Consider the following 10,658-nt stretch of genomic DNA (forward strand, 5'->3'; position numbering starts at 1 on the left):
ACACGAAGGCGGCCGATCCCCCGCCGCGCGAACGGCCGGGGCACGGGGGACGTGAACCTGCCGGGTGGGGTCGCGACGGCGCCGGGCGGCCAAGGCGACGGTCACGTGCTGGGGCGTAGCGGCCGGCCATCCACCGGACTCCGATGGCGACGTCGGTCCTGGGTCGACGGACCGCGATCACAGGTGCGGGTCGAGGGGCTCGCCGGCGGGTGACGGCGGCCGCGACCGGGGCGTCGTCCTCCTGCGTCCGGGTCCCATCGGACCGGAGTTCTCAGGTCAGGACCAGCCAGCGGCGACCGTCGATCAGCTCCCGGGCCGCGTCGAGGTGGCCGGCGTGGCACGCGGTCTCGGTGATGACGTGCAGCAGGACGTCGCGCAGGGTGTGCAGGTGCGGTTCGCCGAACAGGTCGTGGGGCCACCAGGTCAGGGCGGCGCCGGCAGGAGTGGTGGTGATGACGGTGTCGGCGAGTTCCGCCTCCTGCCGGTATCGGTCGAGCACGTCGAGGGCCGCCACTTCCGGGGCCACCTGCCAAGCTTCGTCGCCGCTCGTCAGGCCGCGGATGACCTTCTCGTCCCCGGCGACGACCGCGCGGAACCAGAACCGCTCCACATCCAGCGCGAGGTGCTGGACCAGCCCCAGGCAGTGCCACCCGGACGGCAGCACGGGCCGTCGCAGATCCTCCGCGTCGAGCCCGTCGAGGATGCCGAGAACGTGCCGCCGCTGCCCCTCCAGGACCCGGAGAAGCGCCCTGACCTCACTGTCCGGAGTGATTCCGCGCAAATCTTCGGTCACGGTCACCCAGAATCCCAGAATCCCTGTGTCCCTGCAGGGAGTTCTGGTCTTCGTGGCGACGACCGCGACGCGTGAGGGTCCACGCCGTCAGCCGACCTCATCGCCCGCGGCCTCCTCGTCGACGAGGAGGCCGGCCAACTGCCGTGCGGTGGCGGTGGGGTGGACCGCATGGACGAGCTCAGTGCGGTGCACGAGGCGGGGTTCGTCGACCGGGACGGCGGTGAGGCCGGGCAGCGTGGCGGCCGGCGACAGCGGAAGGGCGGTGAGCCCGAGCCCGGCGGCGGCGAGGGCGGCGAGACCGTGCAGGTCGGTGCCGCGGTGGCGGATCCGCGGGCGGAATCCGTCGGTACGGCAGACGGCGCGCAGCCGCTCGAGGGGGATGGCCGTGTCGGAGGCGTCGATCCACTGAGCCTGCGTCAGGTCGGTGAGCCGGACCGTACGGCGCCCCGCCAGGGGGTGGCCGCGCGGGAAGAGGACGGCCAGCGGCTGCTCGGCCGTCGCAAGGGTGGTCGCGGGGCCGAGGTCCGGCAGCGGCAGCGGGTCGCTGGGGGCGGCGACGCCGTCGACGAGGCCGAGGTCGGCGCGGGCGGTGAGGACCTCCTCGAGCACCGTTTCCCGGCCGAGAACCCGCACTTCCAGGAGCAAGGAGGGGGTTGCGGCGCGCAGGCGGGCGAGGGCCCGCGCGACGGCAGGGCCGAGGGCCGCGGGCGAACAGGCCAGCGCCAGCCGAGTGGGGTGGCCCTGGCGCAGGCGGGCGAGGTCGGCCCGGGCAGCGTCCAGCCGCAGCAGCAGGGCCGGTGCGTGCTCCATCAGCCGCTCCCCTGCCGGTGTGGGGGCGACGGGGCGGCGTTCCACGAGTCGGGTGCCGAGGTCCGTCTCGAGCGCGGCGATGTGCTGGGAGACGGCCGACTGGGTGTAGCCGAGGGCCACCGCGGCGTGGGAGAAGGACCGATGGTCGAGGACCGCGACGAAGGTGCGCAGCAGATGCGGATCCATGGGCATCAGTATCGCTTATGCGAGATCCATGAATCATCGTTGGACGCGATGCGGGGCGACCGGCAGGATCGGCGTCATGAATCACACCGCTCGTCTTGCCCTGGTCGGGGACCGCTCCGACGCCGTTCGCTCCCACACCCGTGTCCCCGGTCTGCTGGAGGCCGTACGCGTGCGGGACGGGCTGGATCTTGACGCCTACTGGGTCGGCACTCAGGACGCCGCTCAGGGCGTGGACGGCTTCGACGCGGTCTGGGTCCTGCCGGGCAGCCCCTACCGCAGTGAGGCCGGGGTCCTGGCCGCGATCCGTGCGGCACGAGAGGGCGGCATCCCCTTTCTGGGCACCTGCGGGGGTTTCCAGCACGCCCTGCTGGAGTTCGCGCGCACCGTCTGCGGGCTGGACCGTGCCGCCCACGCCGAGAACGATGCGGCGGCCGCCGACGAGGACACCGTGATCGTTCCGCTTGCCTGTTCGCTCGTCGGCCACGAGGGCGTCGTCAGGGTCACCCCCGGCTCCCGGGCCGCCGGCCTGATCGGAGCCGACCGCGCGCAGGCTCGGTACCACTGCAACTACGCGCCCGACCCTCGGTACCTGGACACCCTGCGCGCACACGGGCTGGCCTTCACCGGCACCGACGAGTCCGGCGAGGTCCGCATCGCCGAACTGCCCTCCCATCCCTTCTTCCTGGCCACCCTCTTCCAGCCCGAGCTGGACGGCGACGGTACCCGAGCCCACCCGCTGATCACCGGCCTGGCCGAGGCCGCCGTCGCCCACGCCCGCACCCGGTGAGCCGGGCCGCGCCCACGAGCGCGGTCAGCTGTCACGGCCCCTCGGTGCCCGGCGGGCCTCGACGACCTCACGTTTGACGGCCCAGGGGTCCGCGACCGGGCCCATGTGCCCGAGCTTGTCGGGGTTGAGCACCGAGCGGATCGTCTGGATCCGCCCGTCGAGGATGTCGAGCGCCCAGGCATTGAGGACCTTGCCGTCCCGGTCGCGGAAGACCGCGCCGGGCCGGCCGTTCACCTGCTGCGGCGCCACTGTGACGCCGATCCTGTCCAGCGGGTGTACGACCGCCGCGAGCACCCGGGCCACGTTCTCGGCGCCGACGATGCTCCTGGCCAACTGCGGAGCCTTGCCGCCGCCGTCGCCGACCATGTGGACCTCGGCGGCGAGGAGCTCCTGCAGCGCCTCGACGTCCCCCTCCCGGAAGGCGTCGAAGAACCGCCCGGCGAGTTCCTCGCGTTCGGCCCGGTCGGCCTCGAACCGGGGCCGGCCCGCGTCCATGTGACGGCGCGCCCGCACGGCGAGCTGACGGCACGCCGCCTCCGAGCGCCCCACCGCCGACGCGATCTCCGGGAAGCCGAAGGCGAACACCTCCCGCAGCACGAAGACCGCCCGCTCCAGTGGACTCAGCCGCTCCAGCAGCAACAGCGCCGCCATCGACAGCGAGTCGGCCAGCTCCGCCGAACGCTCCGGATCCTGGTAGGGGTCGGTCAGCAGCGGCTCGGGGAACCACGGCCCGACGTACTCCTCCCGCCGGACACGGGCAGAGCGCAGCACGTCGATCGAGACCCGGGTCACCACCGCCGAGAGGTAGGCCTTGGCGGATGTGGGCTGTGCCGGGGACGCGTCGAACCGCAGCCATGTCTCCTGGACCGCGTCCTCCGCCTCGCTCACACTGCCGAGGATCCGGTAGGCGATCGAGAACAGCAGCGGCCGCAGCTCCTCGAACTCCTCGGTCCGAGTCATGCCGTGTCCCCCTCCAGGTGATACATCGCCTTCGCCTCCGCGTGCGGCACGGACAGCGCGGCCGTCAACCGGTGGCCCCCGGTCACGCGTCGCGGCACCGGCCGCCGCCCCGGGCCCCCGCTCCCGCCTGCCACGAACATCTGCACGACCATCACCTTCATGATCCGAGAAACGACTCCCACCCCCGAGACGAGACAGCCCTGGCGTCTGTGACATGGCGACGAAGACGGCCGCTGCTCTTCACCGTGCCGGGCCGGTCAGCCGGACCCGGCACGGGCACCGTGTCCCGCACCTGCCGCCCAGCCCACTCTGCGATCAACTGTCGACATGAGTAGACATGAAGTAGGCGTGAAACGGCAGGAGGAATCCGGCGATCTTCGCCTCGGCGCTGCATGGCGCAGGCCGGACCGGGAAGCGGATGCGTAGGACCGCGGCAGCCTCACCGACGCGGCGGGGCCCGACAGGCGCGGTCGGGAGGTGAGGAGGCATGACCGGCGCGAAGAAGGACACGGGCAAGGGTCCGGACGCGGCACACGACGCGGAGCAGAGGCATGTCGTCGGGGCGCTGCTGAAGCGCTACGGACGCGAAAGCCTCTCGGAGGAGGCCGAGATCCACCAGAAGGCGTCCCCGCACGCTCTGTTCCAGATGTTCCAGCTCGCGGCGCTGACCGACGCCCGCGTGACTCCGGAGACGGCCGTGCGCACCTTCGTCGGCCTGCGTGACCGTAAATGGTCGACGGCCGGACAGGTGCTCCGGGCGGGAGCCGACCGGATCGCCGCGGCTCTCAAGGACGCCGGATACCCGGAGGGCGACGTCAGGCGGATCACCACGGCCATGACGGACGCGGCGCTGCACCTCCAGGAGGACCACGGAGGCGACCTCAGCGGACTGCGTGAGGACGCCGGGCGCGACCCGGGACGCGAGCGGGACCTGCTGCGGCACTTCGCGAACGTGGACGACGACGTCGTCGACGCCTTCTGCCGCGAGGCGCAGGCGCTGTGGACCGAGCTGTGCCCGTTCGTGGACAAGAAGGTGCTCGACGCGGCGGACCGGCTGCATCTCGACAAGGACGCCGTGTCCTTGCGCGCGCTGGTGGACGACGACCGCGAGTTCGTCCGGCTGGTCGACGCCCTGGTCCGGGTCAGGCACGACGAGGACGGCTATCACCAGGTGCGGGAGCTGGCCCGGGCACAAGCGTGACCGACGGGCGGCGCTGTCCGTGGCCGTCGTCTGCCGACGCCCGTCACGGCATGCCGGCGGCCTCAGCCGGCGCCTCCCCCACCGCCGCGCCGAGCGGCGGGCCGTGGCTGGGCGACATCGTCATCGTTCTGCGGAATCGCCCGGACGCGGTCCGGCGGAATCGCTCGTTTGGGCGGCCCTGCGGCGGATCACCCGTCCGGGCGTGCGGGATTACGCGGAAACCCCGGCCCTGCGGATCGCCTACGAAACCGACGGCCCGGAAGACGGGCCGGCGGTGGTGGCGGTGCACGGCTGGCCGGACGACATCCGCTGCTGGGGCGGCGTGCTGCCGCACCTGCACCAGGCCGGTCACCGGGTGTACCGACCGTATCTGCGTGGTTTCGGACCCACCCGGTTCCGGGAAGCCGACCGGCTCCGCAGCGGGCAGGCAGGCGCGCTCGGCCAGGACCTGAGCGACTTCGTCGAGGCCCTGGACCTGCACGACGTCGTGGTCGCCGGGCACGACTGGGGGGCCCGCGCCGGGTATGTCGTCGGCGCTCTGTTTCCGGAAGCGGATCCGGGCGCTGATCGGCGTCTCGGCGGGATACGCGACCAACCTGGCCGACATCTCCGTGCCGTATCCACTGGCCCATGCCTACTGGTACGAGTGGTACGTCGCAACCGCCCACGGTCGCCGGGCGCTGGACCGCGACCGGCGCGGCTTCTCCCGCTGCCTGTGGAGATCCTGGTCGCCCGGGTGGGACTTCGCCGAGCCGGAGTTCGATCAGGCGGCCACGGCGTGGGACAACCCCGACTGGGTCGAGATCAGCGTCCATGCCTATCTGCATCGCTGGGGCGAGGCACCCGGTGACCCCGCCTACCAGGACATCGAGGACCGGCTCGCCGACCCGTCCCCTGTCCGCGTCCCGTGCCTGGTGCTGCACGGTGAGCGCGACGGCGACAACCTCCCCGGGACCACCGATGGGGAAGGACGGCCTCTTCGCCGACCACTACGAGCGTGTGCTGCTGCCCGGCGTCGGACACTTCCCGCCCCGGGAGGCACCGCAGGCCACGGCGCAGGGGATTCTGCGCCTGGGCTCGGCCACGGCCGGCGCCCGTCGCTGAAGACGGGTGCCGGATCCCCGGCCCCGGTCAGTGGTGCGGCCTCCGGGAGGTCCAGGTCACCGGCCGCGTCGGCGGCAGACCAGGGGACGGATCCCGTGTTCCGACAAGACCTACGAGGGAAATGGCGGACAGACCCGGCATGGTGAATCGAGAACTCGTCATCGTCACCGGCGGCAGCAGCGGCATCGGCGCCGCGGTGTGCCGCGCACTCGCCGAGCGGGGTCACGCGGTCGCGGTGAACCACGCCGGCAACGCGGCGGCCGCGCACGCGGTCGCGGACTCCCTCGTCGCCGACGAGCGGCAGGTCCAAGCGCTGTTCGAGGAGGCGGACGCCGAACTCGGCGCACTGTCGGGGCTGGTCGACGACGACGGGACAGTCGGTGCGACCCGGCCATGGGGCGAGCAGGAGGTGCACACCCCCGAGCGGCTGCTCGCGGTGAACTGCTCGGGCCGCTGCTGTGCTGCCGTGCCGCGGTCGGCCGGCTCTCCACCCGGCGTGGCGGCCGGGGCGGAGCCAGCGTCGACATCAACTCGGTCGCCACCCGGACGGGCGGTGTCCCGGGCGCGGTCCCCCACGCGGCGACGAAGGGCGCCGTGGAGAGCCTCACACGGGGCCTGGCCAACGAGGTCGCGCGGGAGGGCGCCCGGGTCGACGCCGTGGCACCCGGCCTGATCGCCACCGAGATGGCACCGCCGGACGTGGACCGCCTCGCGGAGAGCGGGGTGCCGATGGGCCGCGTAGGACGGCCGGAGGAGGTGGCCGAGGCCGTCGGCCGGCTGATGTCGCCGGCTGCCCGCTACGTGACCGGCACGGCGGTGACGGTCTCCGGCGGGCGGTAGCCGTGCCCCGTCCCACGGATCATCAGCCCACCGGCCATCGGCCCACGCCGGGCATCGCGCTCAAGGAAGCGGTCCCTGCTCTCCGCCGGCCGGGGACGCGGTACCCGGCGTGGGGCATGGCGGCCGGTGCACTGTGCGTGTCGGCGTCGGCGATCCTGCTCGACCTGGCGCGCACCTCCCCCGGCACCGCGTCGTTCTACCGCTGCGTGCTGGCCCTGCCCGCACTGGTCGCCCTGGCTGCCGCCGAACGCCGCCGGGACGGCCCGGCACCGGCTCGGCGGTACGGTCCGGCGCTGGTGGCAGGAGCCCTGTTCGCCGGGGACATGCTGCTGTGGACGCAGGCGATCGGAGAAGTGGGGGCCGGGCTGTCGACCGTCCTGGTCAATGTGCAGGTGGTGATCGTGCCGCTGCTGGCATGGGCCGTCGACCGGGAACCGGTGCCCCGTCGCTTCCTGTGGTGGCTCCCGGTGCTGCTGGTGGGGGTGGTACTGGCCGGCGGGGTACTGGAGCGGGGCGGGGCGGTCGGCAGCGATCCACGCTGGGGCACCGTGCACGCCGTGCTGGCGGCGGTGTGCTACTCGGGGTTCTTGTTCCTGCTGCGCCGTGGCGGCCACGGTGGGCACGTCCGGCAGGTGTACACCGTGGTCATCGCGGCCGCGGCGGTGGTGTCCCTCGTGGCGGGTCTGCTGTGGTACGGATTCGACGCCACGCCCGGCCGGCCTGCCCTTGGCTGGCTGCTCGCGGTGGCGGCCTGCAGCCAGATCGTCGGGTGGCTGCTGGTCGCCACCGCCTCGCCGCTGCTGGCCAGCCATGTCGGGGCGATCCTGCTGCTGCTCACCCCGGTGGGAGCGGTGGTGCTGAGCGCGCTCGTCCTCGACGAGCATCCCACACCGCTGCAACTCGGCGGGTGCGCACTGATCCTGGTCAGCGCCTACTTCACCACCGCCCGGGGCATCGGGTCGGATGACGGGCCGGGCCGCCGTCCTGAGCGGCATCGCGGCCCGGTACGTGAGCGACGGTGAGCGCCCCGCCCGCCTGCCGCAGCGACCGGGCGGCAGGGGGCGGGTCGGTGTCACGGTGGGGCCGGCTCAGTGGGCGGGCGCCGCGCCGAGCCTGTCCTGCAGCCAGGTGTGGAAGGCGCCGATGTGGTGCTCGCTGGGAACGAGGACACCGCCCTTGGCGTAGGCCCGCGAGGTCATCCCCGGCTGAGTACGCTCACAGGCGTCGAAGTCCTGCCGGTTCACCCGGTGGAACAACTCCACCGAACGCTCCACATCCTGGCCGCCCTCCACGACATGCGGCAGATAGAGCCAGTCACACTCCACCACCGTGCGGTCATGCGCCATCGGATACATCCGGTGGAAGATCACATGGTCGGGCACCAGGTTGACGAACACCTGCGGCTTGACCGTGATCGCGTAATAACGACGATCCTGCTCCTCGCCGACACCCGGAAGACGATCCAGGCCCTCACCACCGTCCACCGTGAAGCCCTTGACCTCCTCCCCGAACTCCGCACCATGGCCGACGTAGTACTGCGCCGCGTAACCGTCGGCGAACTCCGGGAGCACCTCGGTCAGTTCCGGATGGATCGTGGCACAGTGATAGCACTCCATGAAGTTCTCGATGATCAGCTTCCAGTTGGCCCTCACGTCATAGGTGACCCGCCGGCCCACCCGCAGACCCTCGATCCCGTAGTTCTCGATCGACTCCGTGTCACCCAGCCGCTCGACGACCGCACCCATCACCTCGTCCTCGAAGGACGGCGGAGCATCGGCCAGGCACACCCACACATAACCGAGCCATTCACGCACGTGGACGTTGACCAGCCCGTACTCACTCCGGTCGATGTCCGGCATCGACGTCAGGTTCGGCGCGGCCACCAACCTGCCGTCCAGACCGTACGTCCAGGCGTGATACGGACACTGGAAGGCACGCTTGACCTCACCGGACTCCTCCAGGCACAACTTCGCGCCCCGATGCCGGCAGACGTTCAAGAACGCCCTGACCGAACCATCCCGGGAACGACAGACCAGCACGCTCTCCCGCCCCACCTGACAGGTGCGGAACCGACCCGGCCCGGCCAACTCCGAAGCCCGCGCCACACAGAACCACATGGCCTCGAAAACACGCTCCTGCTCCAGAGCGAAGATCCCCGGATCGGTGTAGTACTCCCCCGACAGCGTGGAGATCAGGCTGGGAGGCAGGTTGGTGATGGTCATCGTGTCACCCTCACAAGATGTCGGACGCGCACACGGCGGGGGCTTCGGACCACCGACCGGGGACCGGCTGCCCCGGGATTCAGGAAGGTGCCGGGCCGAGTCGGAAGCCACTTGCTTATGTTGCGTATAACGCACTTGGGCTCGCTATGAGCAACAGTCGCTCCCTGAAGGAGCGCTGTCAAGAGGTGGGCTGCACGGAGAGTCGGCACCGTGACGTCCGTTTCCCATCACGCCGAGAGGTTTCACATTGAGCAACACCGTCGAAGATTCCCGGCGCTCGGACTTCCGTCGGGACGACACCCTTGACGCGCGGCCCCACCCCCTTGGACCATGTTGCATATTGCTCATCTTGTTGCGCCATATGCACCAACGGAGGATGCAATGCCCCGTCGTCCCAACCCCGGCCGCGAGTTCGTCCTCACTCTGTCCTGCCCCGACCAGGCAGGGCTGGTCCACGCGGTCAGCGGCTTCCTCGTCGAGCACTCCGGGAACATCCTGGAGAGCCAGCAGTTCGACGACCGTCTGCAAGGCCGCTTCTTCATGCGCGTCCACTTCGACGTCTCCGACCCGCAGGCGTCGCTGGAGCATCTGCGCGCCGGTTTCACGCCGGTGGCCGAGGCGTTCCGGATCAGCTGGCAGCTGTGCGAAGCGGCCGCCCCCACGCGCACTCTGATCATGGTCTCCAAGTACGGCCACTGCCTGAACGACCTGTTGTTCCGCAAGAGCACCGGCGCCCTGAACATCGACATCCCGGCGATCGTCTCCAACCACCGGGACTTCGAGCCGCTCGCGCGCAGCCACGGCATTCCCTTCCACCACATCCCCGTCACACCGCAGACCAAGGCGGACGCGGAGGCGGAACTGCTGGAGCTGGTGCAGCGGTTCGAGGTGGACCTCGTGGTCCTCGCGCGCTACATGCAGATCCTCTCGGACGACCTGTGCAAGCGCCTGGACGGCCGGGCCATCAACATCCACCACTCCTTCCTCCCCAGTTTCAAGGGAGCCCGCCCCTACCTCCAGGCCCACCAACGGGGGGTCAAGCTGGTGGGGGCCACCGCCCACTACGTCACCCCCGACCTGGACGAGGGGCCCATCATCGAGCAGGACGTCGTCCGCGTGGACCACTCCCACGACCCGGACGAGCTGGTCACCATCGGCCAGGACGTCGAGGCACGGGTACTGGCACGGGCCGTGCAGTGGCACAGCGAGAACCGAATCCTGCTCAACGGCCATCACACGGTGGTCTTCCGCTGAGGTTCACTCACCGCGATCCGGCGGCCTCGGCACCGAGGAGCTCGCAGGCGGCGACGCCGACGACCAGGCCGCCTCGGATCGCACCTCGCCCCGCACCCGGCAGGCGAGAGTCGCCGGATCCGTCTCCCCCCGCAGCACGCCCGACCCTGGAGCTCGTCCATGGCCATCTCCGTCTTCGATCTCTTCTCGATCGGCATCGGCCCGTCGAGCTCCCACACGGTGGGCCCGATGCGCGCGGCCCGCAGGTTCGTCGTCAGGCTGAAGCAGGACGGCCTCCTCGCCCAGACGACCGGCGTCCGTGCCGAGTTGTACGGCTCCCTCGGTGCCACCGGCCACGGCCACGGCACGCCGAAGGCGGTGCTGCTCGGCCTGGAGGGCAACGAACCCCACACGGTCGACGTCGCCCGCGCCGACCACGACGTCCAGCGGATCACGACGACCGGACGGCTGCGACTGCTGGGCGCCGAGATCGGCGACACCCACGAGATCGCGTTCTCCTTC

11 protein-coding genes and 1 pseudogene are annotated in these 10,658 nt (G+C 71.3%); 8 read left to right on the plus strand and 4 right to left on the minus strand.

The features are described 5' to 3' along the window. Positions 1–271: 271 nt before the first annotated feature. On the minus strand, positions 272–793 hold the full coding sequence (locus BZY54_RS27070) for a DinB family protein (protein ID WP_425276319.1): 522 nt from the start codon (positions 791–793) through the stop codon (positions 272–274). 87 nt (positions 794–880) lie between these two features. Further along, complete coding sequence (locus BZY54_RS27075) at positions 881–1,789, minus strand: LysR family transcriptional regulator (protein ID WP_086727949.1); 909 nt, start codon at positions 1,787–1,789, stop codon at positions 881–883. A gap of 76 nt (positions 1,790–1,865) precedes the next feature. Between BZY54_RS27075 and BZY54_RS27080 the strand changes: the two genes are divergently transcribed. Further along, positions 1,866–2,576: a CTP synthase C-terminal region-related (seleno)protein gene (locus tag BZY54_RS27080; protein ID WP_086727950.1), complete on the plus strand. Its 711-nt coding sequence runs from the start codon at positions 1,866–1,868 to the stop codon at positions 2,574–2,576. A gap of 24 nt (positions 2,577–2,600) precedes the next feature. Here BZY54_RS27080 and BZY54_RS27085 read toward each other — a convergent pair whose 3' ends face one another. Then, positions 2,601–3,536: an RNA polymerase sigma-70 factor gene (locus tag BZY54_RS27085; RefSeq protein WP_086727951.1), complete on the minus strand. Its 936-nt coding sequence runs from the start codon at positions 3,534–3,536 to the stop codon at positions 2,601–2,603. A 487-nt stretch (positions 3,537–4,023) separates the two neighbouring features. On the opposite strand from BZY54_RS27085, the gene BZY54_RS27090 reads away from it, so the two are divergent. From BZY54_RS27090 to BZY54_RS27105, 5 genes and pseudogenes are all read left to right on the plus strand, one after another. Then, positions 4,024–4,737 carry a hypothetical protein gene (locus BZY54_RS27090; protein WP_244217353.1) on the plus strand — a complete coding sequence of 238 codons (714 nt, stop codon included), beginning with the start codon at positions 4,024–4,026 and terminating at the stop codon, positions 4,735–4,737. Positions 4,738–5,059: 322 nt separating this feature from the next. Beyond that, the gene (locus BZY54_RS55580) at positions 5,060–5,587 is read left to right on the plus strand and encodes an alpha/beta fold hydrolase (protein ID WP_425276320.1); all 528 of its coding nucleotides are present in this window, start codon (positions 5,060–5,062) and stop codon (positions 5,585–5,587) included. A gap of 110 nt (positions 5,588–5,697) precedes the next feature. Next, positions 5,698–5,841 (plus strand): hypothetical protein, encoded by a 144-nt coding sequence (locus tag BZY54_RS52360; RefSeq protein WP_208640780.1) that lies wholly within the window; start codon positions 5,698–5,700, stop codon positions 5,839–5,841. A gap of 139 nt (positions 5,842–5,980) precedes the next feature. Further along, positions 5,981–6,681, plus strand: a pseudogene (locus BZY54_RS55585) (SDR family oxidoreductase). Between the two features lie 116 nt (positions 6,682–6,797). Then, complete coding sequence (locus BZY54_RS27105) at positions 6,798–7,703, plus strand: DMT family transporter (protein WP_086727952.1); 906 nt, start codon at positions 6,798–6,800, stop codon at positions 7,701–7,703. Between the two features lie 66 nt (positions 7,704–7,769). Here the strand turns inward: BZY54_RS27105 and BZY54_RS27110 are convergent, their stop codons facing one another. After that, the gene (locus BZY54_RS27110) at positions 7,770–8,903 is read right to left on the minus strand and encodes an aromatic ring-hydroxylating oxygenase subunit alpha (RefSeq protein ID WP_086727953.1); all 1,134 of its coding nucleotides are present in this window, start codon (positions 8,901–8,903) and stop codon (positions 7,770–7,772) included. Positions 8,904–9,284: 381 nt separating this feature from the next. Between BZY54_RS27110 and purU the strand changes: the two genes are divergently transcribed. Together purU and BZY54_RS27120 are read left to right on the plus strand one after the other, a co-directional pair. Next, positions 9,285–10,157 carry a formyltetrahydrofolate deformylase gene (gene purU, locus BZY54_RS27115; protein ID WP_086727954.1) on the plus strand — a complete coding sequence of 291 codons (873 nt, stop codon included), beginning with the start codon at positions 9,285–9,287 and terminating at the stop codon, positions 10,155–10,157. A gap of 159 nt (positions 10,158–10,316) precedes the next feature. Beyond that, positions 10,317–10,658 (plus strand): serine dehydratase beta chain (locus tag BZY54_RS27120; protein WP_279634708.1); only part of this gene is annotated, 342 nt, incomplete at its 3' end.

This window comes from Streptomyces carpinensis (genome assembly GCF_002154505.1).
Lineage (GTDB): Bacteria > Actinomycetota > Actinomycetes > Streptomycetales > Streptomycetaceae > Streptomyces > Streptomyces carpinensis.